At 64.0% G+C, this 26,690-nt stretch carries 28 protein-coding genes and 1 pseudogene; 15 read left to right on the top strand and 14 right to left on the bottom strand.

Annotation, left to right across the window (positions count from 1 at the left end; all coding sequences use genetic code 11):
* Positions 1–16 precede the first annotated feature (16 nt).
* The gene (gene polA / locus D7S89_RS14570) at positions 17–2,812 is read right to left on the bottom strand and encodes a DNA polymerase I (protein WP_121278417.1); all 2,796 of its coding nucleotides are present in this window, start codon (positions 2,810–2,812) and stop codon (positions 17–19) included.
* A gap of 1 nt (position 2,813) precedes the next feature.
* Between polA and D7S89_RS14565 the strand changes: the two genes are divergently transcribed.
* Both D7S89_RS14565 and D7S89_RS14560 read left to right on the top strand, forming a co-directional pair.
* Complete coding sequence (locus D7S89_RS14565) at positions 2,814–3,560, top strand: LOG family protein (protein ID WP_121278416.1); 747 nt, start codon at positions 2,814–2,816, stop codon at positions 3,558–3,560.
* 333 nt (positions 3,561–3,893) lie between these two features.
* Entirely contained in the window at positions 3,894–4,082 is a 189-nt protein-coding gene (locus D7S89_RS14560) for a hypothetical protein (protein WP_121278415.1), read from the top strand.
* 69 nt (positions 4,083–4,151) lie between these two features.
* On the opposite strand, the gene D7S89_RS14555 is transcribed toward D7S89_RS14560, so the two are convergent.
* Positions 4,152–5,678, bottom strand: coding sequence for an AMP nucleosidase (locus D7S89_RS14555; RefSeq protein ID WP_121278597.1), 1,527 nt, complete (start codon positions 5,676–5,678; stop codon positions 4,152–4,154).
* A gap of 189 nt (positions 5,679–5,867) precedes the next feature.
* On the opposite strand from D7S89_RS14555, the gene D7S89_RS14550 reads away from it, so the two are divergent.
* The 3 genes from D7S89_RS14550 (at position 5,868) to D7S89_RS14540 (ending at position 8,199) form a co-directional block, all read left to right on the top strand.
* Complete coding sequence (locus tag D7S89_RS14550; protein ID WP_121278414.1) at positions 5,868–6,266, top strand: hypothetical protein; 399 nt, start codon at positions 5,868–5,870, stop codon at positions 6,264–6,266.
* 146 nt (positions 6,267–6,412) lie between these two features.
* On the top strand, positions 6,413–7,408 hold the full coding sequence (locus tag D7S89_RS14545) for a homoserine kinase (protein WP_121278413.1): 996 nt from the start codon (positions 6,413–6,415) through the stop codon (positions 7,406–7,408).
* On the top strand, positions 7,399–8,199 hold the full coding sequence (locus D7S89_RS14540; RefSeq protein WP_121278412.1) for a BPSS1780 family membrane protein: 801 nt from the start codon (positions 7,399–7,401) through the stop codon (positions 8,197–8,199). Before D7S89_RS14545 ends, D7S89_RS14540 begins: the two co-directional genes overlap by 10 nt.
* A 30-nt stretch (positions 8,200–8,229) precedes the next feature.
* On the opposite strand, the gene D7S89_RS14535 is transcribed toward D7S89_RS14540, so the two are convergent.
* Both D7S89_RS14535 and D7S89_RS14530 read right to left on the bottom strand, forming a co-directional pair.
* Entirely contained in the window at positions 8,230–8,406 is a 177-nt protein-coding gene (locus D7S89_RS14535) for a DUF3563 family protein (protein ID WP_121278411.1), read from the bottom strand.
* A 137-nt stretch (positions 8,407–8,543) separates the two neighbouring features.
* Positions 8,544–9,662: an extracellular catalytic domain type 1 short-chain-length polyhydroxyalkanoate depolymerase gene (locus D7S89_RS14530; RefSeq protein ID WP_121278410.1), complete on the bottom strand. Its 1,119-nt coding sequence runs from the start codon at positions 9,660–9,662 to the stop codon at positions 8,544–8,546.
* A 247-nt stretch (positions 9,663–9,909) separates the two neighbouring features.
* Here D7S89_RS14530 and D7S89_RS14525 point away from each other — a divergent pair, with 247 nt between their 5' ends.
* The 4 genes from D7S89_RS14525 to D7S89_RS14510 all read left to right on the top strand — a co-directional run bounded on the left by D7S89_RS14525 (position 9,910) and on the right by D7S89_RS14510 (position 12,992).
* Positions 9,910–10,605, top strand: coding sequence for a phosphatase PAP2 family protein (locus tag D7S89_RS14525; RefSeq protein WP_121278409.1), 696 nt, complete (start codon positions 9,910–9,912; stop codon positions 10,603–10,605).
* A 73-nt stretch (positions 10,606–10,678) separates the two neighbouring features.
* The gene (modA, locus tag D7S89_RS14520; RefSeq protein WP_183085199.1) at positions 10,679–11,506 is read left to right on the top strand and encodes a molybdate ABC transporter substrate-binding protein; all 828 of its coding nucleotides are present in this window, start codon (positions 10,679–10,681) and stop codon (positions 11,504–11,506) included.
* A 76-nt stretch (positions 11,507–11,582) separates the two neighbouring features.
* Entirely contained in the window at positions 11,583–12,260 is a 678-nt protein-coding gene (gene modB, locus D7S89_RS14515; protein ID WP_121278408.1) for a molybdate ABC transporter permease subunit, read from the top strand.
* A gap of 27 nt (positions 12,261–12,287) precedes the next feature.
* Positions 12,288–12,992 (top strand): sulfate/molybdate ABC transporter ATP-binding protein, encoded by a 705-nt coding sequence (locus tag D7S89_RS14510; protein ID WP_121278407.1) that lies wholly within the window; start codon positions 12,288–12,290, stop codon positions 12,990–12,992.
* A 4-nt stretch (positions 12,993–12,996) separates the two neighbouring features.
* Here the strand turns inward: D7S89_RS14510 and D7S89_RS14505 are convergent, their stop codons facing one another.
* The 3 genes from D7S89_RS14505 to D7S89_RS14495 all read right to left on the bottom strand — a co-directional run bounded on the left by D7S89_RS14505 (position 12,997) and on the right by D7S89_RS14495 (position 16,084).
* Positions 12,997–13,884 carry a TOBE domain-containing protein gene (locus D7S89_RS14505; protein ID WP_121278406.1) on the bottom strand — a complete coding sequence of 296 codons (888 nt, stop codon included), beginning with the start codon at positions 13,882–13,884 and terminating at the stop codon, positions 12,997–12,999.
* A 68-nt stretch (positions 13,885–13,952) separates the two neighbouring features.
* Complete coding sequence (locus tag D7S89_RS14500) at positions 13,953–15,587, bottom strand: CHAD domain-containing protein (RefSeq protein ID WP_183085198.1); 1,635 nt, start codon at positions 15,585–15,587, stop codon at positions 13,953–13,955.
* A 116-nt stretch (positions 15,588–15,703) separates the two neighbouring features.
* Positions 15,704–16,084: a tautomerase family protein gene (locus tag D7S89_RS14495; RefSeq protein WP_121278404.1), complete on the bottom strand. Its 381-nt coding sequence runs from the start codon at positions 16,082–16,084 to the stop codon at positions 15,704–15,706.
* A gap of 132 nt (positions 16,085–16,216) precedes the next feature.
* Here D7S89_RS14495 and D7S89_RS14490 point away from each other — a divergent pair, with 132 nt between their 5' ends.
* Complete coding sequence (locus D7S89_RS14490) at positions 16,217–17,083, top strand: LysR substrate-binding domain-containing protein (RefSeq protein ID WP_121278403.1); 867 nt, start codon at positions 16,217–16,219, stop codon at positions 17,081–17,083.
* 51 nt (positions 17,084–17,134) lie between these two features.
* On the opposite strand, the gene D7S89_RS14485 is transcribed toward D7S89_RS14490, so the two are convergent.
* Positions 17,135–17,587 (bottom strand): GNAT family N-acetyltransferase, encoded by a 453-nt coding sequence (locus D7S89_RS14485; protein ID WP_121278402.1) that lies wholly within the window; start codon positions 17,585–17,587, stop codon positions 17,135–17,137.
* Positions 17,588–17,742: 155 nt separating this feature from the next.
* Between D7S89_RS14485 and D7S89_RS14480 the strand changes: the two genes are divergently transcribed.
* The gene (locus tag D7S89_RS14480) at positions 17,743–18,012 is read left to right on the top strand and encodes a MoaD/ThiS family protein (RefSeq protein WP_121278401.1); all 270 of its coding nucleotides are present in this window, start codon (positions 17,743–17,745) and stop codon (positions 18,010–18,012) included.
* A gap of 80 nt (positions 18,013–18,092) precedes the next feature.
* Here the strand turns inward: D7S89_RS14480 and D7S89_RS14475 are convergent, their stop codons facing one another.
* Positions 18,093–18,422, bottom strand: a complete 330-nt coding sequence (locus D7S89_RS14475) for an addiction module antidote protein (protein ID WP_121278595.1) — start codon at positions 18,420–18,422, stop codon at positions 18,093–18,095.
* Between the two features lie 2 nt (positions 18,423–18,424).
* Positions 18,425–18,751 carry a type II toxin-antitoxin system RelE/ParE family toxin gene (locus D7S89_RS14470; RefSeq protein WP_121278400.1) on the bottom strand — a complete coding sequence of 109 codons (327 nt, stop codon included), beginning with the start codon at positions 18,749–18,751 and terminating at the stop codon, positions 18,425–18,427.
* A gap of 252 nt (positions 18,752–19,003) precedes the next feature.
* On the opposite strand from D7S89_RS14470, the gene D7S89_RS14465 reads away from it, so the two are divergent.
* The gene (locus D7S89_RS14465) at positions 19,004–20,143 is read left to right on the top strand and encodes a WD40/YVTN/BNR-like repeat-containing protein (protein WP_121278399.1); all 1,140 of its coding nucleotides are present in this window, start codon (positions 19,004–19,006) and stop codon (positions 20,141–20,143) included.
* A 51-nt stretch (positions 20,144–20,194) separates the two neighbouring features.
* Here D7S89_RS14465 and D7S89_RS28150 read toward each other — a convergent pair.
* A pseudogene (locus D7S89_RS28150) lies at positions 20,195–20,386 on the bottom strand (helix-turn-helix domain-containing protein); the annotation flags it as partial.
* A gap of 92 nt (positions 20,387–20,478) precedes the next feature.
* Here D7S89_RS28150 and D7S89_RS14455 point away from each other — a divergent pair.
* From D7S89_RS14455 to D7S89_RS14445, 3 genes are all read left to right on the top strand, one after another.
* A complete protein-coding gene (locus D7S89_RS14455) occupies positions 20,479–21,417 on the top strand; it encodes a DMT family transporter (protein ID WP_245982914.1) in 939 nt (312 codons plus the stop codon).
* A 186-nt stretch (positions 21,418–21,603) separates the two neighbouring features.
* Complete coding sequence (locus D7S89_RS14450; RefSeq protein WP_121278593.1) at positions 21,604–21,966, top strand: MbcA/ParS/Xre antitoxin family protein; 363 nt, start codon at positions 21,604–21,606, stop codon at positions 21,964–21,966.
* On the top strand, positions 21,963–22,664 hold the full coding sequence (locus D7S89_RS14445) for an RES family NAD+ phosphorylase (protein WP_121278398.1): 702 nt from the start codon (positions 21,963–21,965) through the stop codon (positions 22,662–22,664). Before D7S89_RS14450 ends, D7S89_RS14445 begins: the two co-directional genes overlap by 4 nt.
* A gap of 30 nt (positions 22,665–22,694) precedes the next feature.
* Here the strand turns inward: D7S89_RS14445 and D7S89_RS14440 are convergent, their stop codons facing one another.
* Genes D7S89_RS14440 through D7S89_RS14430 form a run of 3 tightly spaced genes read right to left on the bottom strand, consistent with a single transcriptional unit; the run spans position 22,695 to position 26,662 of the window.
* Positions 22,695–23,438: a metallophosphoesterase gene (locus tag D7S89_RS14440; protein ID WP_121278397.1), complete on the bottom strand. Its 744-nt coding sequence runs from the start codon at positions 23,436–23,438 to the stop codon at positions 22,695–22,697.
* Positions 23,439–23,497: 59 nt separating this feature from the next.
* A complete protein-coding gene (locus D7S89_RS14435; protein WP_121278396.1) occupies positions 23,498–25,033 on the bottom strand; it encodes a c-type cytochrome in 1,536 nt (511 codons plus the stop codon).
* A gap of 27 nt (positions 25,034–25,060) precedes the next feature.
* Entirely contained in the window at positions 25,061–26,662 is a 1,602-nt protein-coding gene (locus D7S89_RS14430; protein ID WP_121278592.1) for a GMC family oxidoreductase, read from the bottom strand.
* Between the last annotated feature and the right edge of the window lie 28 nt (positions 26,663–26,690).

Genomic DNA, 26,690 nt, shown 5'->3' with positions numbered 1-26,690 from the left:
GAAGGACGTCAGCGCCTCAATGCGCTTCTTCCCAGTTCGCGCCGACGCCCACCTCCGCCACGAGCGGCACCTTGAGCGCCGCGACGCCGCACATCAACTGCGGCAGTTTCTCGCGGACGGTCGGCAGTTCGTCGTCGGGCACTTCGAGCACGAGTTCGTCGTGGACTTGCATGATCATGCGGCTATTGGCCTGCTCGCGCTCGAGCCAGGACTGAACCGCGATCATCGACATCTTGATGAGATCCGCCGCCGTGCCCTGCATCGGCGCGTTGATGGCCGCACGCTCGGCCGCCTGACGACGCGGACCATTGCCGCCATTGATCTCGGGCAACCACAGACGACGGCCGAACACCGTCTCCACATAGCCCTTTTGCTTGGCGCTGGCACGCGTGTCGTCCATGTAGCGCGCGACGCCCGGGTAGCGGGCGAAATAGCGGTCGATATAGAGCTTGGCCGCATCGCGCGTGATGCCGAGGTTCGATGCGAGGCCGAAGGAGCTCATGCCGTAGATCAGGCCGAAGTTGATGACCTTCGCGATGCGACGCTGATCGCTCGTCACCTCGAGCGGCGTCACGCCGAACACTTCGGCGGCCGTGGCGCGGTGGATGTCTTCGCCTTGCGAGAAGGCCCGCAGCAGCGATTCGTCGCCCGAGATGTGCGCCATGATCCGCAGCTCGATCTGCGAATAATCGGCCGAGATGATCTTGCTGCCCTCCGGCGCGATGAACGCTTCGCGAATGCGGCGCCCTTCGGCCGTACGCACGGGGATGTTCTGCAAGTTGGGATCGTTCGAGGCGAGGCGGCCCGTCACCGCGACGGCCTGTGCATAGTTCGTGTGCACACGCCCGGTGCTCGCATTGACCATGCGCGGCAGCTTGTCGGTATAGGTCGACTTCAGCTTCGAGAGCCCGCGATGCTCGAGCAACAGCTTGGGCAACGGATAGTCCTCGGCAAGCTTTTGCAGCACTTCTTCGTCGGTCGACGGCGCACCGCTCGGCGTCTTCTTGATGATGGGCAGTTGCAAGCGCTCGAAGAAAATCTGGCCGATCTGCTTCGGCGACCCGAGATTGAACTCGCCACCGGCAAGCACATAAGCCTCGGCTTCGAGCTCGACGAGCCGCGTCGCGATCTCGCTGCTTTGCCGACGCAGCTTCTCTGCATCGATCAGCACGCCATTGCGTTCGATCGTGCGCAGCACGCGCGAAGTCGGGATCTCGATCTCGCGATATACGCGCAGCAGCCCCGGCTCCGATTCGATCTGCGGGAACAGCGTCGTATGCAGCTGGTACGTGATGTCGGCGTCCTCGGCCGCATATTCGGCTGCAGTAGCGAGCGGCACTTCGTCGAAGCCGATCTGTTGCGCGCCCTTGCCTGCGACGTCCTCGTACTTGATCGTCTTGACGCCGAGGTGACGCATGGCCAGGCTGTCCATGTCGTGCGGACGATGCGATTCGAGCACGTACGATTCGAGCAGCGTGTCGTGCTCGATGCCGTCGAATGCGATGCCGTAGTTGGCAAGCACCTGCTCGTCGTATTTCAGATGCTGGCCGACCTTCTTTTTCTCGGCGCTCTCGAGCCAGGGCTTGAGCTTGGCGAGCACTTCGTCGCGCGGCAGCTGCTCGGGTGCATCGGGACCACGGTGGGCCAGCGGAATGTAGGCTGCAGAGCCTGCCTCGACCGACAACGAGAAGCCTACGAGCTGAGCCGTCATCGGATCGAGCGAGGTGGTCTCCGTATCGAACGACGTGAGCGGCGCCGCATCGATCTTCGCGAGCCACGCATCGAAGTGCTCCCACGTTTGCACGGTCTCGTAGTGGCGCTCGGGCGCGAGCGTCGGCGCAGACGCCGTGGCAAACAGATCAGCCTCGCCCTGTACGGCCTCATCGCCTGGTGCGGCGCCATTGCCCTGCGCATCTTCGGCGCGCGCGATCAGCGCTTCCACTTCACGCAGCCAGGTCTTGAGGCCGTGGCGCATGAAGAGCTCGCGTAGCTCGAGCGGCGCTTCGGGACGCGTGGCGAGCGTGTCTTCGATCGAGGCGACGTGGCCGTTCAGATCGCATGCACGCTCGACCGTGACGAGCTTTCTCGCGAGCGGCAGGAAGTCGAGCGCACGGCGCAGGTTCTCACCGACCGCGCCCTTGATCTCGCCCGCGTTGGCCATGACGCCATCGAGCGTTTCATACTGCGTGAGCCATTTGACAGCCGTCTTCGGCCCGCACTTGTCGACGCCGGGCACGTTGTCGACGGTGTCGCCGATCAACGACAGGTAATCGACGATCAGCTCGGGCGGCACGCCGAACTTGCCGATCACGGCATCACGATCGAGCGTCTCGTTGGTCATCGTGTTGACGAGCGTGACGTGATCGCTGACGAGCTGCGCGAGGTCTTTGTCGCCTGTCGAGACGATTACGTTCATCCCTTGGCGTTCGGCCTCGGCGGCCAGTGTGCCGATCACGTCGTCGGCCTCGACGCCGTCGACCATCAACAGCGGCCAGCCCAGCGCGCGCACGGCGAAATGGATCGGCTCGATCTGCTTGACGAGGTCCTCGGGCATCGAGGGACGATGGGCTTTGTACTCGGGGTACCAATCGTCACGGAACGTCTTGCCCTTTGCGTCGAACACGCACGCGCTATACTCTGCCGAGACTTCCTTGCGCATGCGTCGTAGCATGTTGACGATTCCGTAGAGCGCACCGGTCGGTTCGCCGCCAGGGCCGCGCAAGTCAGGCATCGCATGGTAGGCCCGATAGAGATAGCTTGATCCGTCGACCAATACCAGGGTCTTACCTTTCAGGTTCCGTTCAGCAGGCATTATGAACAAGAGAAAAGTGATTCCGAGTCTGCGATCACTCGCAGATCAAGAACGCGCGACAGCCAAAAAGGCTCGCGCATCGTGGCAGATGTTCACGATTATGGCAGAGTTCATCGAGGCGACCGAGTACCTTTCGGAGATTCGCCCGGCTGTCAGCATCTATGGTTCGGCGCGTTTGAAACCGAGTTCGCCCTATTACAAGCTCGCCACTCAGATCGCCCGCAAGCTGTCCGATGCCGGCTTCGCCGTCATTTCGGGCGGCGGCCCCGGCATCATGGAAGCGGCCAACAAAGGCGCGCACGCGGGCAAGGCTCCGTCGGTCGGGCTCAACATCGAATTGCCGCACGAGCAGTCGGGCAATCAGTGGCAAGACATCTCGTTGCGCTTCCGCCACTTCTTCACGCGCAAGGTTACGTTCGTCAAAAACTCCGATGCCGTCATCGTGATGCCGGGTGGCTTCGGCACACTCGACGAACTGGCTGAAGTGCTCACGCTGATCCAAACGAAGAAGTCGCGTCACGTGCCGATCATCCTCGTCGGCGGCGAGTTCTGGACGGGGTTGCTCAAGTGGTTCGAGACGGCACTCGTGCCGATGGGGCTCATCAATCCCGACGACGTGAACCTCATGCAAGTGATCGACGATCCCGACCAGGTGCTCGAGGCAGTGCTCGCGTTCTACGAGGATCGCGAGGAACAAGCCGAGCCTCATGCGGCGAAGTCGGATGAGGATCGGATGTTCTATCTGTGAGTCGTTGAAACGTTAAGACGTTGAGACGCTGAATCGAACTCGATTCGCAGATCAAAGGCCTGCCCCATCGTCATGTGCGCAGCACGGCACGTGGCGATGGGGTTATTTCGTTTACTGGGTCATGGGGCTGACCCGGCACGTTCTCGTGCGGCGATCCAATCGCCGGATTCCTACCTCTCCTATTCCATCATTTGGGTGACGTTTCCAGGCGGCAATTTTCTTTCGCATCTTCTGTATAAGCGTCTGATAAATTTGACAAAAGGTCAGCATGACTCGCATCTGGATGATGCTGCGTGAGTTGCTTGACGACTTGACGCTAGCGGGGAAACGACCGTGGACAGACAGAAATTTGAAGCTGAGCTCACGAAGCTCTTTATGGAAGCCATCAAGCTCAGCGCAGAGACTGCCAAGCTCTCGGCGGAAGCGAGAAAACTGGACCGCGAAACGCGCTGGCTCCCGTTACTCTGGGCAACCGCACTTCTTGGTGCCGCGCAAGCCCTCGGCAAACTGTTCCCCCTCTGATCCAAGACGACGAAACCCGCCACAAGGCGGGTTTCGTCTATGCGCCACACACTGCTTACCACCGCTTTTCTACTGAAACGCCACCTCTGCAAAACTACGCAGCTTCCGACTATGTAGTCGATCGAGCCCGTTCATCCGCAACAACTCCATCGCCTTCACGCCGATCTGCAAATGCTGATCGACCTGCGCGCGATAGAACTGATCGGCCATACCGGGCAGCTTGAGCTCGCCATGCAGCGGCTTGTCCGACACGCACAACAACGTCCCATACGGCACACGGAAGCGGAACCCGTTCGCCGCAATCGTCGCGCTCTCCATATCGAGCGCCACCGCGCGGCTCTGCGATAACCGCTGTACCGGCTCGCGGTGATCGCGCAACTCCCAGTTACGGTTATCGACGCTCGCCACCGTCCCCGTACGCATCACGCGCTTCAACTCAACGCCTTCGAGCTGCGTCACACTCGCCACAGCACGCTCGAGCGCAACCTGCACTTCGGCCAGCGCAGGAATCGGCACCCACAATGGTAGATCGGCATCGAGCACGTGGTCTTCGCGCACGTAGCCGTGCGCAAGCACATAGTCGCCAAGCCGCTGCGTATTGCGCAGGCCCGCGCAGTGCCCCAGCATGATCCAGGCATGCGGACGCAACACCGCGATGTGGTCGGTGATCGTCTTGGCATTGGACGGGCCCACGCCGATATTGATCATCGTGATCCCGCTGCCGTCCGCGCGCTTCAAGTGATACGCCGGCATCTGCGGCAAACGCGCAGGCACGGAGCCCTCGTCCGCCTGCTCGCCGAGATTCGCGTTGTAGGTGATCACGTCACCAGGCTCGACGAACGACGTGTACTCGCTGCGATAGGCACGCAGTTCGTCGTCATCGGTATGCTCCATCATCTGATGACCCAGCTTCGTGAACTCGTCGATATAGAACTGGTAGTTCGTGTAGAGCACGTAGTTCTGGATGTGCGTCGGCGATGTGGCCGTGTAGTGCTTGAGCCGATGCAACGAAAAATCGACGCGCGGCGCCGTAAACAGCGCGAGCGGATCCGGCTCACCCGGCAACGGCTCGAACGTACCGTTGACGATGCGATCGTCCAGCTGCGCGAGATCGGGGGTATCGAACACGTCACGCATCGCCATGAGCCGCTCGCGGCCGAGCTCCCCTTCGAGGTGGATGCCCTCGGCAAACGCGAAGTGAATCGGGATCGGCTGAGCAGACACGCCGACTTCGATCGCCACGTGATGATTCTTCGCCAGCAGACGTAATTGCTCGCGGTAGTAGTTGCCGAACAGATCGGGACGCGTGACCGTCGTCTCATAGACGCCCGGGCCCGCGACGAAACCATACGAGCGGCGCGAATCGATGTGCGTGTTGATCTCGGTCGTCACGCGCACGAACGGATAACATGCACGCACGCGCTCTGGGAACGATTCGTTGCGTCGGTAGCGGGCGAACGCATCGCGCAGAAACGCCGTATTCGCCTCGTAAATGGCCGACAGCCTGGCGACCGCATCGGCCGCGTCAAGAAAGGCTTCAGTCGGAAACTCGTTCGGGCGCATGGCCCGCGCAGATTGCGTCAGATCGTTTTTCATCGTCATTTGCCTCGTTCGATGAAACGACATTACCACGAAGTGCAAATGTGCCGAGCCCCGGCCGAACGGCCTATGCCGCCCGCGCCGCACGAGTCGCGAACCTGTGCAAACATGCGACGGAAAGCACTGTCGGGCAGCCGAAAAAGCGGCCTCATTTGCTAGAATCGAGAGATTCCTTGGAGAAATATCATGAAGCCGTACGTTCCCGCCGCCGTTGCCGCGCTGCTCGCCGTGTGCAACGTCGCCGTAGCGGCACAGCCCGCCGACAACGCGCAAGCGCGCGCCGCTGCCCGTTCTGCCAACGAGGCAGCCGGGTTGCCCGATCTGACCGCCATCAATCGTCCGGCCGCCGAGGTCACGTCTAAAGTGAACATCAACGACGTGCCGCGTACGCCGAGCTATCACGAAAAAAGCGTGAACGGCACCGAGATCACCGAGTACCGTGACAAGGGCAAGCCCGTCGAAATCGACGTGCATTCGAATTTCGGCACGCACTATCAAATGAGCGCCTCGCCCGATACGTCGCCCAAAGTGCACGATGCCGGCCAGCCGTCTACCCGCCTGCCGTCGATCAACCTGCATTATTGACCTGAACTGAACGGCCGACGGACCCGCCGCTTGACGTGGCCGGCCCGTCGGCCGTGTCCTTGCTTGTGCGCGGCAGCTCGAGTCGGTCTTCGCCGCTCCGCCGCGTTGCACCACCTCCGTTTCACCCGAACCCGAAGCCTTTTGCAATGGCCGTATTTACCGTCGTCACCGACACCGATCTCGCGCAATGGATGCGCCACTACGATCTCGGCGAAATCGTCGATTTCCGTGGCATTCCGTCGGGCATCGAAAACAGTAATTTCTTCGTCACGACGACGCACGGCGCTTACGTCCTCACGATCTTCGAGAAATTGACGGCCGAGCAGCTACCGTTCTACCTCGATCTGATGCGCCACTTGGCCTCGCATGGCGTACCGGCGCCCGATCCCGTGCCGCGCAACGACGGCGCGCTGTTCGGCCTGCTGCACGGCAAGCCCACCGCGTTCGTCACGAAGCTCGCGGGCTCGGCCGAACTCGCGCCCGGCGTGGAGCACTGCGCCGAAGTCGGCCAGATGCTCGCGCGCATGCACTTGGCCGGCCGCGACTTCGAGCACCGCCAGCCGAACCTGCGCAGCCTTGGATGGTGGCAGCAAACGGTGCCGGTCGTATTGCCGTTCGTCGGCGACGCACAGCGCGAATTGCTCGAGGCCGAGCTCGCTCATCAAACGGCGTTTTTTGCGTCAAGCGATTACGCGGCGATGCCCGAAGGCCCTTGCCACTGCGATCTGTTCCGCGACAACGTGCTGTTCGCGCCGGCCGCGCCCGACACGGGACATAGCGTGCGGCTGGGCGGGTTCTTCGATTTCTATTTCGCAGGCTGTGACAAGTGGTTGTTCGACCTCGCCGTGACCGTCAACGACTGGTGCGTCGACCTCACCACGGGCCGTCTCGATCCGGCGCGCACTGAAGCGATGTTGCGCGCCTATCAGACCGTGCGCCCGTTCACGCCAGAAGAGCTGCGCCACTGGCGCGACATGCTGCGCGCTGGCGCCTACCGCTTCTGGGTCTCGCGTCTGTATGACTTTTATCTGCCGCGTACGGCTGCCCTGCTTCAGCCGCACGATCCGACTCACTTCGAGCGCATTTTGCGCGAACGTCTGAGCGGCACCGATACGCTCAGCGCCCTGTCCTCATGCAACTGATCGAAGTCCCCGCAAAAACCGGCTATGTCTGGTTCCGCCAAGGCATCTGGCTGTTCCGCAAGAACCCCCTCGCCTTCGTCACCATTTTCTTCACCTATCTGCTGGCGATGTGGGTGGTGTCGCTAGCCCCCATCATCGGAACGGTGCTGCCGCTCGTGTTCATTCCAGGCGTGGCAGTCGGGTTCATGGCTGCCTGCCGAGACACGGTCGCGGGCAAGCCCGTGTTTCCGACCATTCTGATCGACGGATTCCGTTCTTATGGTGGGGCAGCCGCGCGGCGGCTCATCGAGCTCGGCGGACTTTATGTCGTGGCCATGGCGCTCGTATTCGCAAGCTCGGCGCTCGCCGACGGCGGGACATTATTCAGATTGATGATGATCGGTACGGGCGTCACGCCCAATGCGCTCGCCGATTCGACCGTGCCGCTCGCGGCACTGGTCGCGCTCGGCTGCTACGTGCCGGTCGCGATGGTGTTCTGGTTCGCGCCCGTTTTGACGGTCTGGCACGATGTGCCCCCCCTCAAGGCGATGTTTTTCAGCCTCGTCAGCTGCTGGCGCAACCGCGGCGCTTTCATCGTCTATGCGGGGCTGTGGTTCGGAACAGCCTCGTTCATGTCGTTCGGGCTGGCGATCCTGATGGATGCGCTGGGCGCGCGCCCTTACGTGCTGATCGTGCTGTTTCCCGCGACGATCACCCTAACGACGATGCTGTACTGCTCGTTTTACGCGACCTACCGCGGCTGCTTCGGCGTTCAGGAACGCAACGGCAACGGCGAGCGCACCAACCCGTAGGGTTGGCCGGTCAGGCAAATGCCGGTGCGCTTAATACTGGCTTTGCCACGACGGATAAGCGATCGCCGCTTCGCGGTCGAGCTTGCGCATGCGAAATTCGAGGTCGTAAAGATCGGTCGCCTCCGACAGATAGGCGTCATTGCGCTCCTTCGCGCGTTGATCGGCGGACTTCGTCAGGAACAGGAACAGTTGGCTCAGCAGGAACATGATCGACCTCGGTAGTGATTAGGGTTTGTACCTAATGCATAACCCGTATTATAGGGAAAACCCTAGACACTCGCTACCGTGTCGATCGACTGTGGTTAAAACGCATCACTGCGCGCGCTCTGGCGTCCGTACGACGGCTAATGCCGGGCTGCTGCCGGACGCTCGGCGGCTGTCGGGCGGCGCCGCCGCCGCTGATCTCGAAAGAACTCCCACAACATCGCGCTGGCATTGGGGCCCTTGTCTGAATGGAACGGCATGGCTTCGTCACCGCCCGACCACGCGTGTTCCAGATCGGCCACCTGACACAGCCGCACGAGGCTCCGCCCCTCCATTACATGATCATGCGTCACGACACCCGGATCGCGCGTCTCGCGCGTGCGGCCCGCGCGCCATGCGCCCATCGCATCGACAAAACCGTTGAGCCTTAGAAAGGCAAGCGCCAGTTGCTCCGCGTTCTTCAAAACGACCACGCGATCGGCCTCACCGTGGACGATGATCGCCGGCATGCCCGGGTAAGCGGACATGTTGGTGGCGGCATCGATGAGCGCAATCGGGTCGTGCCGCGTGCCGCGCCGCATGACGTCCATCGCCGTGATGCCCGAGTGCGCCTCGCCTAGGGCGGGTCCCGAGTGCAAGCCGACTGCAGCGAAACGCTCCGGATAATGCAGTGCCAGCAACCCCGCAAGGCCGGCCCCCGCCGACATGCCGACCAAATAGACACGCTCGCCGTCGAAGCCATATTCGTCGACGAGTGCCTCGACGAGCGAGACGACGGCATGCGCTTCGCCCCGCCCCGCGGCATCGCGATCGTCGTACCAGTGCCAGCAGCGGTGGGCATGGGCATGCTTGGACTGCTCGGGGTAGACCACGGCGAAGTCGTTCTCGTCGGCGACGAGATTCATGCGCGTGCCGGTCGCAAACTCGTCGATCGTCTGTTTGCAGCCGTGCAGCATGACGACGAGGGGCAGCCCTCGCGCCGTCTTACCTGGTGGCAGGTAGAGCCCGTAGGACAAGTGATTGACGAGTTGCCCGGCCTGCGGCGGTGCCGAATGGTAGGAGCGCACCCATTGGCCCTTGGCCCAGGCCGCCGGGCGCGGACGGACACGCGATTCGCGTGGCGTGGCGGGCTCGGTGTCGCTGGGCGGCGGGTGCGGACTCTTAGTCATCGTTCGCAAATAGTCGTCCTGACCATCCGGCAAGTTGGTCATCAAGCTCTTCAGGCCGCGCAACCACAGTTTGGTGAGGCTTTTGGTCATCGGATGAGGGCTCGCTAAATAAGACAGCGCACCGGCGCACCGCCATTCAATGATGCATTGCACAATAATACTGCGTCTGCACGTTCCGCCACGTACTTACGAACTTTCTTACAATTCGTTTCGTCGGCGATGGCTATACTGTGCACTCATGCCTTTTCGCTGTCCTCCCGTCGGGCGGCTCCTGCGTTAAGAACGTATGACGCACCGGCTTGTGACACCCGGTTGCCACGCGGCCGGCCTGCCCGATATGTACGACTTACCGACTCACCTCTGGTTTTCGATCACGCGTCTCGGCGGCGCGGGTCTCACACTACCGCTCGCCCTGACGATCGCGCTATGGCTCGCGCTCGGCTATACCTGGCGGCTGGCGGTGGGTTGGCTCAGCATCGTCGGCGCGGCCGCCGGCGTCGTCATGCTGACGAAGATCGCGTTTCTGGGCTGGGGCGTTGGCGTACGCGAGTGGGATTTCACCGGCGTCAGCGGTCATGCGATGCTCTCCACGGCAGTCTATCCCGTTGCTTTCTTCCTGACGCTACTGCCCACGCGCGCGCGCATCCGCCTGTTCGGCGTCCTGCTCGGGCTCGCGGCGGGCCTCGCGGTCGGTCTCTCACGCGTCGTGCTCGATGCGCATTCGCCGTCCGAAGCCGTCGCCGGCTGCACGGTCGGTGCGTTCGCCGCGCTGCTGTTCATCTGGTCGGCCTGGGATGCCAAGCCCGGCAAGCTGTCCGCGGTACCCGTCGCCGTGAGCCTGCTAATGCTGACGGTCGCCCTGCACGACGTGCGCGTGCCTACGCAACGCTGGATCACGCACATCGCGCTGCACCTGTCGGGCCGTGAGCGACCGTTCATCCGTGCGCGCTGGAAAGCCGGCCTCCAAGCGCCGCGCCCTGTTGCGCCCGGCAAGCCCGCGCACAGCGCCGCCATCGCCCCCACCTTCGCCTAAGCGACACCCTCCCGCATCCGGTTTGCGGTATGTTCGTCATTGATCAATGCGCTATAAGCTTCGGTATATTACGATGGCGCTTTTCTCATCCGACCCGTTTGCCATGACTGCCTCCGCGCCGTTCGTCCGCCGTTTGCTCAAGCATGCTTGCACCGTATCCGTCGCCGTTTTCGCGCTGTCCGTCCAGACGAACGCGCAGGCCGGCGAACTGGTCGTATCGGCCGCCGCGAGCCTCACCAATGCATTCAAGGATGTCGGCGCAGCGTTCGAGCACGAGCATCCGGGCACCAAGGTGCTGCTCAACTTCGGCGCCTCCGATGTGCTGATGCAGCAGATCGTCAACGGCGCACCGGCCGACGTGTTCGCCTCGGCAGACGAAACCGCGATGAACAAGGCCGTCGATGCAAAGGTCGTCGCTGCGGATACCCGGCGCGACTTCGCCGCCAATTCGCTCGTCATGATCGTGCCGGCCGACAGTACGTTGAGCATCAAGTCGGTCAGCGAGCTCGCCACACTGCCGCAGGTCAAGCGCATCGCACTCGCCGATCCGGCGTCGGTGCCCGCCGGCCGTTACGCGAAGGGGGCGCTCGAGGCTGCTGGCCTGTGGGACAAGATCAACCCCAAATCGGTGCTCGCGGCGAACGTGCGGCAGAGCCTCGATTACGTGTCGCGTGGGGAAGTCGATGTGGGCTTCGTGTTCGGTACCGACGCAGCGATGATGTCGCAGCGTGTCAAGGTCGTCGCGACACTGCCGACGACGAAACCGATCGTCTATCCGATCGCCGTCGTCGAGGGCACGAAGCGGGCCGCCGATGCGCACGCGTTCATCGACTACGTGCTGTCGCCCGCGGGTCAGGCGCTGCTCGCCAAATACGGCTTCAAGCCGCCGGCGGCGCATTGATGCGCGCGTTGACGCCGCTGCGAATCGCCTTCGCGTTACAGGATCAGGCTCTGACTCGCTCGATAGGAATGCCGCGATGACGACCGATGCCTGGATTCCGTTACTGCTGTCGCTGAAGGTCGCGCTCTGGGCAACGGCGCTCGACGTCGTGCTCGGCGTCGCGGCGGGGCTCGCACTCGCGCGTTGGCGCTCGGGCATGCGCGACGTCGTCGACTCGCTGTTGACGTTGCCGCTCGTGATGCCGCCGACCGTGCTCGGCTACTACCTGCTCGTGCTGCTCGGGCGGCGTGGCATCCTGGGCGCGTGGCTCGGCAAGCTCGGCATCGAGCTCGTGTTCACGTGGCAAGGGGCCGTCGTCGCTGCCATGATCGTCGCGTTTCCGCTCGTGCTCAAATCGGCACGCGCAGCATTCGAAGCCGTCGATCCGCAATTCGAACAGGCCGCGCGCACGCTCGGCATCGGCGAGACGGCCATTTTCTTTCGCGTGACGCTGCCGCTCGCCGCGCGCGGCATTCTCGCGGGCGGGCTGCTTGCATTCGCGCGCGCGCTCGGCGAATTCGGCGCGACGCTGATGGTCGCGGGCAATCTGCCGGGCCGTACGCAGACGCTGTCGGTCGCCGTCTATGCAGCCGTGCAGGCTGGCGACGACACCACGGCCAACCTGCTCGTGCTCGTGACCTCCGCCGTATGCATCGTCGTGCTGCTCGTGGCCGGCCGGCTCGTGCCACAGCACTCGCTTTTGACTTCGCGCTGAAATGACACCGCCCAGGCGCACACTGACATGACGCTGCTCGTCGACATCCGCAAAACGCTCGTCACGCGCGAGCGCCGCTTCACGCTGACCGTGTCGTTCGCCGCTACGTGTCAGCGCATCGTGCTGTTCGGGCCATCCGGGGCCGGCAAGACGCTGACGCTGCAAGCGATCGCGGGCCTCATGCGGCCCGATCGCGGCAGCATCTCGCTCGGCGGCCAGCCGCTATTCGATGCAGCGCGCGCCATCGATGTGCCGACGCGCGAACGTCGTGCCGCCTACCTTTTTCAGGACTACGCACTGTTTCCACATCTGAACGTGCGGCAAAACATCGGCTTCGCGCTGCGGGGCGGCTGGTTCAATCCGAGTGCGCGCGAGACGCGCGCAGAAGTCGACTACTGGATCGATGCATTCGAGCTGAGCCATTGCGCTGGCAACTTGCCGGCCCAGTTGTCGGGTGGACAAAGGCAGCGTGTGGCACTTGCGCGCGCGCTCGTGACCAAGCCGCGCATCCTGCTGCTCGACGAACCGTTCGCGGCACTCGACGCCCACATGCGCGAGCGCATGCGCCGCGAGCTCTCCGATCTGCAATCGCGGCTCGACATTCCGATGGTGCTCATCACGCATGATGCGGCCGACGTCGCGATGTTCGGCGATCAGGTGGTGCAGCTGACGGATGGCCGTGTGCAGAAAGGCGCCGACTATACGACGTTCGCCACGCGCAACGCGTCGTAAACGACTAGTCGTTCGTCCCGAGAATCACGCTCGACGCCTTGAACGCGGCGATCGCCGGCTTGCCCTCGGCAAGCTCCAGCGCATCGACGCTTTCGTTGGTCACGACGGCCGTCACGACCGGCGCGTTCGCACCGCCGTCGGCATGGTCAAGTGCCAGCGACACTTCTGCATTGACCGCGCCGCGCACGACACGCGTGACCGTGCCACGCAGCTGATTGCGGGCCGAGATGCGCAGCGTCCCACCACTTCCGGCGTCGTCGACGATCAACATGACCCACGACGCCTTCACGAGCGCGAAGGCGGAGGCGCCGATGGTCAAGCCGAGTGACTCCGTACTCTCGTGGGTGAGCACGGCAACAATCGCCTGCCCCCCCGGCAAAGCCAGCGCCACCTCGTCGTTGACCGCCCCCCGCTTGACCGACGACACGGTGCCGTAAAGCTGATTGCGTGCGCTCGTTTTCATGCCGATTCTCCCAATCATTGCCCAATCGACCGCGAAGTCTTCGATGGCCGCGCTCGCGCGTTCGATGAACTTGCGATGCTCGCGCTCGACGGCACGGAACGTTTCGATAAGCCGCAGCCCGCGCGGCGTCAGCGTCGTGCCGCCACCGCCCTTGCCGCCCGCTGCCCGCACGACCAGCGCTTCGCCAGCCAGATTGTTCATCGCGTCGATGGCGTCCCATGCGGCCTTGTAGCTCATACCCACGGCCTTGGCCGCCCCAGTGATGGAACCTGTCTCGCGAATGGCCGAGAGCAGCGCGATGCGGGTCGCGCCACCAATCGTTTCAGCCCCCGTGCGCAACCACAGCGAACCGCCGAGCTCGAGCGGTGCGGGGCTCGAGCCTGGCTCCGCAGCGGCAGGCGCAGAAGACGACAACAACGACTCGCTCATGAATTCGGCCCGAGAAAGGATAGACGTGGGCCATTATAGTTAGCCTCGTATGCGCATCGGGTTTGCGCTCACGCGTCCCGTACGATCTTCGGCTTGCGCAACTCGCGCAACAACCGTTCGCCTTCGTGCGCCGCGCAACGGTTCACCGCTTCACACCAGCCGCGCGCGAAGCCTTTCTGATATGGCGTCACCTCGAGCTCTTCGAGAAAGCGCAACGCCGTGGCCGCGTCGCTGCCTTCGCCGAGCACGCTCTGTAGGCGGCCCAGCTGTTTGGCGACCTCACGGCGTGTTTTCGGCGACGCCAACCCTTCGAAGAACTCGAGCGTATAGCGCAAGCGCTTGGCCTCGATGCGGCGACGATGTCGTCCCGCCACATCGAGCGCCGTCAGCGCGGACTCGGCCGTCAAGCGCTGGTAATGCTTGCGCACCCGCTTGGCCGCGTATGCGGTCAGCGGCAGATCGGCTTCGGGCTGCGGTCCATTCGCGAAATGCTGGCCAGCCAGCCAGTCGAGCCACGCCAGCGACAGCGCCGCATGGCGACGCGAGCGCAGCGCCTGCTGCACGCTTGCACGCGCTTGCAGCCGGCGCGCTTCGGCGGCGGCATGTGCCTTGTGCCAGGTCTTGGCGTCGATGTCGGCCGCTGCCAACGTCGGCAGCGTGGCATCGACGAAGACATCGAGATCGCGTGCCTCGCCGAGCAGTCCGCCGAGCCAGTCGATGCCCGGTGCGACGCGCGTCATCCAGGTATCGTCAGTCCAGCGCGGAAACGTCTTCAACAGGGTCTTCATGCGCCGCAACGCCACGCGCATCTGATGCACGAACTCGGTCGTCGAGCTTTCGCGCACACCGTGCTCGTTGCCGAACCAGTGCCGCGCGACGTTGCAGCCGATCGCCACGAGCGCCTCGTGCGGCGTTTTCGCATCGAAGAGTTCGACGCGCGCGGCGCGCACGGGCTCGCTCGACGGAGCCTCGCCGCGGGCGCGCGCGAATACGTCGGTCAGCGTAGGGAACGCCGGCAGGATGTCGACAAGTCTTTCCGCCACCGCAAAGACGGCGCGCGCGGCGGCCGCAGCGGCCCGTGCTGCTTCGTCATGACCCTTATGCGACTCGGTGCCCGGGTCGCATGTAGCCGACAGATGGAGTTCGCAAAAACGAGGCAACGCGCGCGGATGCGTGGCGGCGCTCTCCGGGGCTGCGAGGTCATATGCATCGAGCAGCGCGATGTCGACGACCGGCCCAACAGAGGTCTGCCAGCGCCAGACCGTCCGGTTCATCAACAACACCGACGACGGCACGAGCGCATCGGGCATGCCGAGCGCATGGCCCACTTCGGACGACAACGCATCGTTGAACGCAAGCGGTGTGCCGGCTTCGAGCGCCACGTCGCAAATGGCCTCGTTCAACCTCACGCCTGGCACGAGCCGCTTCGCGCGCGTCGCGAGCAGGCGTCGCGCGCCTGAGCGCTCTTCGAGCAGCACGCGCAGCGCGGCATCGCCGATTTGAAAGACCCGTACGGTCACGGGTTCGCGCGCGTGCAGCAGCTCGACGCTGCGCGTTCGCGAGAGCCTGTCGGCCAGTTCGTGGCCGATGCTCGGTGTACCCGCATGCGACTGGCCGCGACGCCCATGCGCTGCGCGCTCGTTCATCCATTCATTCGCGGACTGCGCTTCGATCTCGAGCACGAGTTCGACAGTACGGGACATGGGGGCTCCAAAGCGTGCTGGCCTTGTCCATGTTACACACGAGCGGCCCGGCGCGGCATTCCCAAATATGCACCGCGTCGGCATGCCGCACAAGTGCCGTGCCGGCCGTCAGAGGATCACACGTATTGCGCCATGCCGTCGCCGAACGACCAGTTCTCGGGCAGCACCTCGACGAGATTGATGAACACGTCCTTGGGCCGCACGCCGGGGCTTTCCTCGAGCCGCTCGACGATGCGCTTGTAGAGCGCCTGCTTGGTTTCGCGCGTGCGCGTGTTGCTGACGGTCAGCTGAATGACGACGAAATCGTCGCTGCGATCGATGCCGAGGTACTGCCGGTCGTAGATGAAGTTTTCTGGCTCCTGTTCAGTGATCAACATGAACTGATCGTCGGAGGGCACATTGAACGTTTCGACAAGCGCGCGTTGGACGCTTTCCGCCAGCGCTTGGCGGTATTCGGTGGATTTGCCCTTGCGCAGCGAGATTCGGGTAAGCGGCATAACGAACTCCTGTCGGAAATGGCGATTAGTGAACGGTCAACTCGATGAATGATTGAAACCGAGCAAGCAGATTACTGCCGCGCTATCATCATGAACAGTCATGATTGATGATTTCATTCATTTTCATCAGAAATGAAAGATTTGCTCGACCTCGACGCCGTGCGGGCGTTCGTCCAGGTGGCCGACTTGTGCAGCTTCACGCGAGCGGCCGATGCGCTCGCCACCACACAATCGGCTGTCAGCCTCAAGATCAAACGGCTCGAAGCGCATCTGGACAAGGCGCTGCTCGAACGCACGCCGCGCTCGGTACGGCTATCGGCGGCCGGGCAGGCGTTTCTCGGCGCTGCACGCGAATTACTGCACGCGCACGAGCGCGCGGTGACGTCGGTCGGCACCGAGCGGCGGCGGCTCAAGCTGGGCCTCAGCGAGCATGTGGCCGGCCCCGATCTGACGCTGCTGCTGAACAGCATGCATCGACACGATCCGCAACTCGTCGTCGAAATGCATCTGGGGAGCTCCACCAGCCTGCTCGCGCGCTATGACGAGCGGCAGTTCGACGCCGTCATCGTGCGCAACGAATCTGACCAGGGCTCGGCCCCATCGATGCGCAACGATGCCGTGACGTTGTTTACCGAACCGCTCGCGTGGCTGGCTGCGCCCGACTGGGTGCCGCCAGCCGGCGAGCCGTTACCGCTGGCCGTACTCGCGGCGCCGTGCGGCGTGCGCTCGCTCGCCATCCGTGCGCTCGATGCGGCTGATATTCCCTGGCAGGAAACGTTCGTCGGCGGCGGCATGGCAGCCGTGGGGGCGGCGCTCGAGGCCGGGCTGGCCGTTTCGGCGCTCGCACGGCGTGTAGTGCCCGCAACGCTCGTCGACGTCGGGGCTCGGCTGGGATTGCCCGCGCTACCCGCGTCGCAGGTCGTCATGTACTCGCGTGTGCGGGAACCCCGCTCCGCAGCGTCGTTGCGGGCCTTGGCGGCTGCGCTTGGACGGCACTGAGGTCGACATTGGCGTAGGCCTTGGTGCCAGATGTGCGGATGGGTGTCTGCGTCAATTAGCCGTGTCGATCACGTAACGCACGAAGCCGCTGTGCGGCGTATAGCTGTCGTATAGCGCACGCGCACGATAGTTGTTCTCTTTCGTATTCCAATACAGCCGCGACCAGCCTTGGCGCCGCGTCTCATCGACCAGCCAGTCGATGAGCTGGCGGCCGATGCCGCCCGCGCGCACGGCCGGATCGACGAACAGATCCTGCAAATAGCAGACGGGGGTCAGCAACGACGTGCTTTCGTGCACGAGGTAATTCGCCATGCCGACGACCACGCCGCGCTCGTCCTCGGCCACGATCGCGTACACGGGCGAGGCGGCATCGAAGATGCGAGTCCACGCGTGACGCGTGATCGCCTCCGACGGCTCGCGTTCGTAAAAGCGCGTGTAGCCGTCCCAGAGTTCGCGCCAGCGCGCCTCGTCGCGCGCTTCGATCCTGCGTATCGTGATCGTCATCGAATCGGTCTCCTGATCATCGGGGTATCGGGGTCGCTTTCATCGCTGTGCGGCGCCGTGCAGGGCCACCGGCGCAATCTACCGCAGCGCGGCAATTCCCGCAGCGAAGTCATCGCCTACACTGAAACACTGCCCCATCGCTTTGTTTGCCCAATATGGCGCACTTATTTTTCGCCGCATCGATCCAGCGGCATTTCGCCCTGCCTGAACGTGACGTGGCTGCGCGCTCGGTCGGCGAAGCGCTGTCGGCCGCGTTTGTCGACGAGCCGAGGCTGCGCGGTTACATCCTCGACGATCAAGGAGCCCTGCGCCGCCATCTGGTCGTGTTCGTCGACGGACGGCCCGTGCACGACCGACAACGGCTGTCCGATGCGGTCAGCGAAGCGAGCCGCATCTACGTCGTGCAAGCGCTGTCGGGCGGTTAGATCCGCCTGCCGCCTGCTTAGAGAAGACCGCGGGTACGATATAGGCCGTCGGCGTCACCCTTAGCGCCGCTGCGCACCGCTTACGCGTGCGCATGATCGTCGGGCTCCACCGATAACCTCATGCCGACTGCTCTCAGCACCGCAAGTAACGTCTTGAGCGTAGGATTGCCTTTCGCTGAGAGTGCCCGATAGAGTGACTCACGACTAATCCCCGCCGAGGCCGCCACCACGCCTAAACCGCCGTAGGCTTCTGCCACCGTACGCAGTGCCAGGAGACCCGCCGCCCGATCATCGGGGCTGTCGAGTGATTCCATCGCGGCTTTCAGATATGCGACCGCCAATTCGTGGTCGTTTCGCAGTTCGGCGATTTCCGCCTCGTGGTGCGACACCGCACCCGTGAGTTTGCTCACGACTACCTCCGTTTCCATTTCAACCACCATTCCTTGGCCCGTTTGATGTCTGCCGTCTGGCTGCTCTTGTCGCCGCCACAAAGCAACAAGACGATGAGCTTCCCATGCCGGCCGCAATACACGCGGTAGCCAGCGCCAACATGGACGCGCAACTCAATGACACCTTCCCCTACGGGTTCACAGTCACCGAAATTCCCAGCCTGGACCTGCCTTAGGCGCATCCGGATGCGCGCTTGAGCCGTCTTGTCGCGAATTGCACTGAGCCATTCCGTTATCGGCTCGCGGCCGTCCGCGCTCCGATATCGAAGGAGTTCGATCATGGATATGATTGTAGCTTAAAAGCTACAATTGTGCTGCGTTGGGCTGACCTAGTCGAGTCGACCAATCGGATAACCTCGCTTCCTACCCTAAGCCTGGACTTCCCCGGGGCAGTCCAGGGCCGGCTATCCTGAATGCAGCCGCAGATTCTCAGCCGGTACGTATCAATAGAGGTGCGAAAGGTAACGCCGTGTGCTGCGTCCTACAATGAAGAACTGTGGGTAAGCCGGGGACTAAAGTCCGGGACTTCTCGGAGCAAATGGATGAACGATCGACTGCTCGTCGCCACCCGCAAGGGACTGTTCGAGTTCACGCGCACCTCGCGCGGCGACAGTGCACCGCCAAGCTGGCAGCAGAATGCGTTGCACTTCGTCGGCGAGCCCGTGAGCGCGGTGCTGCCCGATCCGCGCGACGGCACGCTATATGCCGCGCTCAACCTCGGTCATTTCGGCGTGAAGTTGCATCGGCTGCGCGCAGGCCAGACCGAATGGGAGCCGTGCACGACGCCCGCCTATCCGCCCAAGCCTGAAGCGGCCACCAACGCGGACGGCGGCACCAGTGCAGCGGCGCCGGAAGACAATACGCCGTGGTCGGTCGAGCAGATCTGGACGCTAGAGCCCGGCGGCGCCGACGAACCCGGCTCGCTATGGGCCGGCACGATCCCGGGCGGGCTCTTTCGCTCCGACGACGGCGGCGAAAGCTGGACGCTGAACCGCGCGCTATGGGACCGCCCCGAGCGGCGCGAGTGGATGGGCGGCGGCTACGATCATGCCGGCATTCATTCGATCATGGTCGACCCGCGCGACAGCCGTCACGTGACTGTCGGCGTGTCGTGCGGCGGCGTATGGCAAACCTCGGACGGCGGCACACACTGGCGGCCGGCCGCGCGCGGCATGGAAGCCGACTACATGCCGCCGGAGCGGCGCGGCGAAGAGAACGTCCAGGACCCGCATCGGGTCGTACGCTGCCCGGCGCAGCCCGACGTGCTGTGGACACAGCATCACTGCGCGATATTCCGCTCGACCGACGGCGCCGAAAACTGGCACCGCATCGAGGCTCAGCCGTCGAGCTTTGGCTTCGCCGTAGCAGTGCATCCGCGCGAGCCCGATACCGCCTGGTTCGTGCCAGCGGTCAAGGACGCCTGCCGCATTCCGGTGGATGGGCATTTTGAAGTCACGCGCACGCGCGACGGTGGGCGCACGTTCGAGCGCTTCTCGCAGGGCTTGCCGCCGGCACCGGCGTACGACCTCGTTTATCGGCACGGGCTCGACGTCGACGCGACGGGCACCCGGCTCGCGATGGGCTCGACGACAGGTGGGCTCTGGATGTCGGACGATGCGGGGGAGCACTGGCAGGAGGTGTCGGCACATCTGCCGCCGGTTTATTGCGTGCGGTTCGTGTGAGCCGGAGCCCGAGACTGTGAGCTTGTTCAGGTCAGTGGCAGCACCCACGTGCTGCCGAAATGCGCGCGCGAACGCCTCGGGGCCGTCATAGCCGCACTCGAGCGCGATCTCGACGATGCGCTCGCCATTGCGAAACGCGAGTCGGTACAAAGCCCGCTTGAGCCGGGATAGCTGCACATAGCGCGCCACGCCGATACCAAACCACACCGTGAACTGTCGATGAAAGTGATGCTTCGACAGCACCGCCACGCAGCTCAAGCGCTCGACGTCGAGCCGCTCGTCGAGATGCGTATCGATATACTCGAGGACTGCGCGAAAAAATCCATCTCTGACCGATGCCGTTCCCGACTCGACAACTCGCCACGAACCCCCACACGCGCGCCAATCTGCTGATGCTGTTTGCCGCGATGATATGGGGCTCCGCGTTCGTGGCCCAGCGCGTGAGCCTCGATGTCATCGGTCCGTTCCTGTTTACGGGCCTGCGCTTTCTGCTCGGTTCGGCCGTCGTGCTGTCGATGAGCCTGCGACCCGCGTCGCGCCCGGCGCTCGTCTCCCTCGTGCAACGCCCTCGCCTCGCATGGCCCGGCATCGCACTCGGCATCGTGCTCGCCGTCGCCATCTCCATGCAGCAGATCGGCTTGCGCGATACGCAGGTCGCCAACGCCGGCTTCATCAGCTCGCTATACGTGATCGTCGTGCCGCTCTTGGGTGCCGCGCTCGGCCATCGCACCGGCCCCGGCACCTGGCTCGGCGCGCTGCTCGCCGTCCTCGGTATGTATTTCCTCAGCGTCGATAGCTCGTTCGTCGTGCACAACGGCGACTGGTATCAACTCGGCTGCGCGCTCGTTGTGTCGTTGCAAGTCCTGCTCGTCGGACGCTTTGCGCGCTCGCGCGATCCGCTCGTGCTGTCGTTCGTCCAATTCGCGACGTGCGGCATCGTGTGCCTCGCGATCGGGCTCGCGTGCGAGCCGCTGCGGCTGCAATCGGTCATGCGCGCGCTGCCCGCGATCCTGTATGGCGGCGTGCTGTCGGTCGGCATCGGCTACACGATCCAGGTGGTCGCGCAACGCCATGCGGCCCCCGCGCACGCGGCCGTCATCTTCAGCATGGAAGGCGTGTTCGCCGCGCTCGCGGGTTGGCTCGCCCTGGGCGAGACGCTGACGACACGCGCGCTCGGCGGCTGCGCACTCATGCTCACGGGGCTCATCGTCTGCCAATGCTGGCCCGATCGCGCGGCGTCTCGGGCCGCTGGAGCGCTCGACACGACGAGCTAGGCGATTCGATCCGCGCACGTGCGCGGTCTTGCTCGGCTTGCCTTAATCCAGAGATGGACTAGCATGAAGTCACAGTCCGCTTCGAGATTGTCCAGCATGCCTGCCGCCACCTCGCATCGACCGTCGTCCGCCAGTTCCAGTACGCACGCGGCCCAAGCGCCGGATACCGAGCATTCAGTCGCCGAGATGTCGGCAGCCGGACTGCGCGCGTTCTTCAACATCGCACGCGACTGGGATCTTTCGTCGGATGAACAGATCGTCCTGCTCGGCTCGCCCGGCCGCTCCACGTTCTTCAAATGGAAGGCCACGCCTGAATCCGCGCGGCTCTCGCGCGATACACTCGAGCGGCTGTCGTTGCTGCTCGGCATCTACAAGGCATTGCAGATCCTGCTACCGAACGCGCAGGCCTCCGATGCATGGGTCAAGCGGCCCAACACCGCAGCGCCGTTCGGCGGCGCACGCGCGCTCGATCGTATGCTGGCCGGCAACGTGAGCGACCTCGTCGCCGTGCGGCAGTATCTCGACGCCATGCGCGGCGGCTGGACGTGACCGCCGACGATCGGCTGTCGCGCTGGCGCATCACCGCGCTCGATTGGGCACCGGCCTATCGTGTGATCCCGACGCGCTTTCCAGCCGTCAACCTGTTCGATCGCGTCGCCACGGCGGAAGACTTCGGTGCGCTGTACGCGCTCGAAGCGATGACGAACGACCGTTTGCGCACCGAAGTCGGCGAGCTCGATCTCGTGCCCGCCGCCGAGCGCCGCTTCGGCCCCGGCTGCGGACCGATCATGGCGGCGTTCACGCATTTGAATCCGCTCGGCAGCCGCTTTTCCGATGGGACGTACGGCGTCTTCTACTGCGCGCGCGAAGCCCGCACGGCCATTGCCGAAACGCGCTTTCATGCTGGCGCGTTTCTGTCCGCTACGAACGAGCCGCCTGTCCGGCAGCAGATGCGGCTTTATACGGTAACCGCCCGCGGCGAAGTGATCGATCTGCGTGGCGAGGCCTCGTTCGACCCGGCCGTTCTTTCGCCGGGCGACTACGGTGCGGGGCAAGCGCTGGGCCGCGCCGTGCGTGCTGCAAGCGGCGCCGGTATCGTCTATCCGTCGGTGCGCGATGCTCAGGGCGAATGCCTGGCCGCCTTGAAGACGATCATCCTGCGCGACTGCCGGCACGCCGCCTATCTCGAGTACAACTGGAACGGCAGCACGATCGACAGCGTGTTCGAGCTCCATCAGCTCGAATGAGCGGGCCGCGCTAACGCTTCCCGCCCCGCGTCACGGCAGCGACATGTCGGCGGCCCCTTCCGCCAGAGCCGTATCGAGCGACACGGACCACGCGCGTGGCGTCAGCGCCTCGGTGATCGTCAGCTTGCCCGACAGCGCAAACGCGCCCGTATCGATGAAGACCTGCGAGCCGATACGGCCCATCTGGCGCATCGGCGTGTGGCCGCAGTATGTCGTCGACAAGCCGCGCTGGCGCGCTTCGTCGGCACTGCCAAGCGCGAGCTCTCGCCCCCACAGCATCTGTTGACGAACGCGCTCGGTGAAGTGCCCCGAATCGAGCTCGGCATCGTCGCCGAAGAACTCGGCATGCAACACGTTGAAGCGCCGGGCGCCTTCGCCGATCACGCGCGCAAGCGGCAGCCTGCGCAGGCGCTGCGCGTACTGCCGCAGCTGCTCGTCAGGCAGCACATCACTCCAATCTCCGCCGATGCTGTACCACCACGCGCGCGGCATGCTGCCTTCAGCGACCTGGCACAGCGCATCTTCGTGGTTGCCGAGTACCGAATAGAACCAGGGCTTGTCGAGCAACGCGATCGCATCCTCCGACTGGCTGCCGCGATCGATCAGGTCGCCGACAGAAAACAGCCGGTCGCATATTGCGTCGAATTCGATTTCGCGCAGCAAATAGCGCAACGCGTCGACGCAACCATGCAGATCGCCGACGACGAAGTCCCGGCCCTGCATATTCGACGCATGCCGGCAAATGACGGGGAAGTGCTCGCTACTCGTACCCATATGGGCATGATAGTCCCGCTCTCGCGGCGCATTCGAACGCCTTCGCGCACCCCATCACGTCATGGCTGGCGCACGCGCAGCTTGGCGACATCAGCAGCCGTCAGCGTCGCACGTGGGTCACCGAACTGCCTGGTCACATAATTGGCGAGCGCGGCGACCTCGTCGTCGTTCAGCTCGGACGCGAAGGCCGGCATCATCACGTCCGCGTCCTTCGTCTTGCGGCTCACGCCGTGCAGGATCACCATGGCGAGATTGCCTGCATCAAGCGCGCCAACGGCGCTGTTGTGAATCAGCGAAGGATAGGCAAGCGGCTTGTCGGCGCCGATGCCCCGCCCTGTCCAGGCATGGCACGTTGCACAGTTGGCGAGGAACAGTTGCGCGCCGTTCACGCCCGCGATGGCCGTCCCGCGCAAGCGCGTGACATCGTCGGCAGGCTTGCCCCATTGATCGCGTGCGCGCGTGGCGCCACCGGCAACGGGTGGCAGCGACCGCAGATAGACGCCGATCGCGCGCAAGTCGGGATCGCTCAAGTACTGCGTGCTGTTCTCGACGACATCGGCCATCGGCCCTGCTGCATTGGCCCGCCCGGCCACGGCGCCCTTCGCCAGATACCGTACGAGATCGTCGTCGCTCCAGTTGCCGATGCCACCCGCCTTGTCGGGCGTGATGTTGAAGGCATGCCAGCCAGCCTGCACTTCGCCGGAGAATCGCTCGCTGGTCTTGAGCCCTTGCATGAAGTTGCGCGGCGTATGGCATTCCTCGCAGTGCGCGAGCCCTTCCACCAGATACGCGCCGCGATTCCACTGCGGACTCATCTTGGGATCGGGCACGAAACGGCCCTCGCGGAAATTGAACAGGTTCCAGAAGACCATGAGCCAGCGCTGATTGAACGGAAAGCTCAGGTCATTGCGTGGCGGCGCATAGCGGATCGGCGCGAGCGTGTTCAGATAGGCACGGATCGCAAGCAGGTCCCGCCCTGCGACGCGCGTGTACTCCGTGTAAGGGAACGCCGGATACAGATGCTCACCGCTCTTGCCGATACCCTCCTGCATTGCACGGACGAATTGCGCGTCGCTCCAGCGGCCGATGCCCGTGTCGGGGTCGGGCGTGATATTCGGCGTATAGATCGTGCCGAACGGCGTGCTCATCGGTAAGCCGCCCGCGAACGGCCGGCTATTGTCCGCCGTATGGCAAGCCATGCAGTCGCCCGCGCGCGCGAGGTATTCACCGCGTTTGACGAGGTCGGTGCTGTTGGCGTCGTCGCGCGGCGCGGCTGCGAGCGCTGCGTTGCTGCCGGCGTTCGGGTTCGGTGCACCGGTCGCATCCGAAGCGGCGGTCTGCATCGTGGCTGGAGAAGCTGGAGAAATCGACGAAGCCGGCGGCACCCTCGAAGCACTTTGCGCCTGCGCTCGCGAAAGCGGCAACTCGTCGGTGGGGGAAGCCTCATCGTCGTCCGATGCATGCCACGCCAGAAACAGCGCGAACAGCGCAAACGCCGCGGCGAAGGACGCCACGCGAACCGGCCGGCGATAGCCGCCGAAGCTGGCGTCGTGACGTGCGTGACCCGGCTCGGAACGAAAGCGGTGGTTCGTCATCGGAATTCTCGTCGGATCGTCGCGCAATCAGAGTTCATGTTTGAGCTTGTCGGCAAGACGCAGCGCGAGCGCCGCGATCGTGAGCGTGCAGTTGACGGACGCGGCCGTCGGCATCACGCCGCTCGTGGCGAGAAACAAATTTGGCGAATCGTGCGCGCGGCAGTCGGCGTCGACGACCGAGTCGGCCGGATCGAGGCCCATGATCGTCGTGCCCATGATGTGATTGTTCGGCGCAAAGCGATCGTCGAAGGCGACTTCGGTGCCGCCGAACAAATCCGCGATCTGCGCGTAGACCTCATGCGTGTGGGCAGCGCTCTTCTTCACGTAGTCGTTGATCGCATAGTGGATCTCGGGCTTCGGAATGCCTAGCGCATCCTTGTGCTCGGCCGACGGCACGACGCGGTTTTGCGGCTCGGGCAAATGTTCGTGAAAGCTATTGATCGTCAGCGTGCGCGCCGCGCGGTCGCGGATCTGGCGGTCGAGCTCGGCGCCCGTCACGCCCTTGTCGAGCAGCGCAGCCGTGACCGCCATCGTCGGCACGCCGTTCGAGAGGTGCAGCTTCTTCGCGGCGTATTCGGCGCGAAACGCGCCGTCGCGGAAGTTGACGACCGAGGTCATCTCCATCGGACCGCGTCCGGGCCACAGCGCCTCGTTCGCAAGAAAGCTCACGCCCGTGCCGGGGTGGTCCATCAAATTGCGGCCGACCTGATCAGAGCGATTGCCGATGCCGGTCGGAAACTTGTCGGATGTCGACATCAGCATGAGCTTCGGCGTCTCGATGCCGTTGGCCGCGAGCACGAAGAACTTGCCCGTGACACGCGTGGTGCCACCGGCCGGGTTCTTGTAGTGCACGGCCGTGATGAGCCCCTTGTCGTCGGCCTCGATGCGATAGACGACGGCTTCGGGAATCAGATGTACGCCGGCCTGCTCGGCCTTCGTCGCGTGAATGCCGCCGTTGTACATCGCGGCAATCGGGCAGATCGGCATGCAATTGTTGTTGCCGCAGCAGGTCGGGCGCCCATCGTACGGGCGGCTGTTGCGTGCGACGGGCTCCGGCACGACCTTGAAGCCGTTCCCGTTGAGCACGCCGCTAAAGCGCGAGTCCATGTACGACAGCGGCAGTTGCGACATCGGATAGGGCCGTGAGCGCGGCGAGCCGAGATCGACTGACGCGTCTGGCCCGGATACGCCGAGCTGCACTTCGGCGGCGTAATACCACGGCTCGAGCGTTTCATACGGGAACGGCCAATCGCGGCCCATGCCGTACAGCGTCTTGAGCTTGAAGTCGGATGGCAGCAGGCGCCACGTAGCCGCGGCCCAGTGCCACGTCGTGCCGCCGACGAGCCGCAGGTATTGCGAGTTGTACGGATACTCGCCTTTTTGGATCAAATAGCCGTTCTCGGGCGAATACTCGGGATGCGGCGCGTACGGCATCGACGGATACGGCGTCGCAAAGTCGGCTTTGGCCGGCGAATTCCGGAAGTTCTCGACGATCTTCCCGCGTGCGATGCGCGGGCCAGCCTCGAGCATGATGACCGACGCGCCCGCGAGCGCGAGCTGATGCGCGACCAGACTGCCCGCAACGCCTGAGCCGACTACGACGACGTCGGCCGAAGTGTGGTTTGCCATATACGTGAAGACTTCTTGCCAGATCGGT

The organism is Trinickia fusca, assembly GCF_003628145.1.
GTDB classification, from domain to species: domain Bacteria; phylum Pseudomonadota; class Gammaproteobacteria; order Burkholderiales; family Burkholderiaceae; genus Trinickia; species Trinickia fusca.
Note: the sequence above shows the minus strand (reverse complement) of the source record. Positions and strands in the feature narration are given on the sequence as shown.

Bases quoted from the DNA above. Each gene is read 5' to 3' on its own strand.
- polA (WP_121278417.1), bottom strand. From the start codon at position 2,812: ATGCCTGCTGAACGGAACCTGAAAGGTAAGACCCTGGTATTGGTCGAC.
- D7S89_RS14565 (WP_121278416.1), top strand. From the start codon at position 2,814: ATGAACAAGAGAAAAGTGATTCCGAGTCTGCGATCACTCGCAGATCAA.
- D7S89_RS14555 (WP_121278597.1), bottom strand. From the start codon at position 5,678: ATGAAAAACGATCTGACGCAATCTGCGCGGGCCATGCGCCCGAACGAG.
- D7S89_RS14550 (WP_121278414.1), top strand. From the start codon at position 5,868: ATGAAGCCGTACGTTCCCGCCGCCGTTGCCGCGCTGCTCGCCGTGTGC.
- D7S89_RS14545 (WP_121278413.1), top strand. From the start codon at position 6,413: ATGGCCGTATTTACCGTCGTCACCGACACCGATCTCGCGCAATGGATG.
- D7S89_RS14540 (WP_121278412.1), top strand. From the start codon at position 7,399: ATGCAACTGATCGAAGTCCCCGCAAAAACCGGCTATGTCTGGTTCCGC.
- D7S89_RS14535 (WP_121278411.1), bottom strand. From the start codon at position 8,406: ATGTTCCTGCTGAGCCAACTGTTCCTGTTCCTGACGAAGTCCGCCGAT.
- D7S89_RS14530 (WP_121278410.1), bottom strand. From the start codon at position 9,662: ATGACCAAAAGCCTCACCAAACTGTGGTTGCGCGGCCTGAAGAGCTTG.
- D7S89_RS14525 (WP_121278409.1), top strand. From the start codon at position 9,910: ATGTACGACTTACCGACTCACCTCTGGTTTTCGATCACGCGTCTCGGC.
- modA (WP_183085199.1), top strand. From the start codon at position 10,679: ATGGCGCTTTTCTCATCCGACCCGTTTGCCATGACTGCCTCCGCGCCG.
- modB (WP_121278408.1), top strand. From the start codon at position 11,583: ATGACGACCGATGCCTGGATTCCGTTACTGCTGTCGCTGAAGGTCGCG.
- D7S89_RS14510 (WP_121278407.1), top strand. From the start codon at position 12,288: ATGACGCTGCTCGTCGACATCCGCAAAACGCTCGTCACGCGCGAGCGC.
- D7S89_RS14505 (WP_121278406.1), bottom strand. From the start codon at position 13,884: ATGAGCGAGTCGTTGTTGTCGTCTTCTGCGCCTGCCGCTGCGGAGCCA.
- D7S89_RS14500 (WP_183085198.1), bottom strand. From the start codon at position 15,587: ATGTCCCGTACTGTCGAACTCGTGCTCGAGATCGAAGCGCAGTCCGCG.
- D7S89_RS14495 (WP_121278404.1), bottom strand. From the start codon at position 16,084: ATGCCGCTTACCCGAATCTCGCTGCGCAAGGGCAAATCCACCGAATAC.
- D7S89_RS14490 (WP_121278403.1), top strand. From the start codon at position 16,217: ATGAAAGATTTGCTCGACCTCGACGCCGTGCGGGCGTTCGTCCAGGTG.
- D7S89_RS14485 (WP_121278402.1), bottom strand. From the start codon at position 17,587: ATGACGATCACGATACGCAGGATCGAAGCGCGCGACGAGGCGCGCTGG.
- D7S89_RS14480 (WP_121278401.1), top strand. From the start codon at position 17,743: ATGGCGCACTTATTTTTCGCCGCATCGATCCAGCGGCATTTCGCCCTG.
- D7S89_RS14465 (WP_121278399.1), top strand. From the start codon at position 19,004: ATGAACGATCGACTGCTCGTCGCCACCCGCAAGGGACTGTTCGAGTTC.
- D7S89_RS14455 (WP_245982914.1), top strand. From the start codon at position 20,479: ATGCCGTTCCCGACTCGACAACTCGCCACGAACCCCCACACGCGCGCC.
- D7S89_RS14450 (WP_121278593.1), top strand. From the start codon at position 21,604: ATGTCGGCAGCCGGACTGCGCGCGTTCTTCAACATCGCACGCGACTGG.
- D7S89_RS14440 (WP_121278397.1), bottom strand. From the start codon at position 23,438: ATGGGTACGAGTAGCGAGCACTTCCCCGTCATTTGCCGGCATGCGTCG.
- D7S89_RS14435 (WP_121278396.1), bottom strand. From the start codon at position 25,033: ATGACGAACCACCGCTTTCGTTCCGAGCCGGGTCACGCACGTCACGAC.
- D7S89_RS14430 (WP_121278592.1), bottom strand. From the start codon at position 26,662: ATGGCAAACCACACTTCGGCCGACGTCGTCGTAGTCGGCTCAGGCGTT.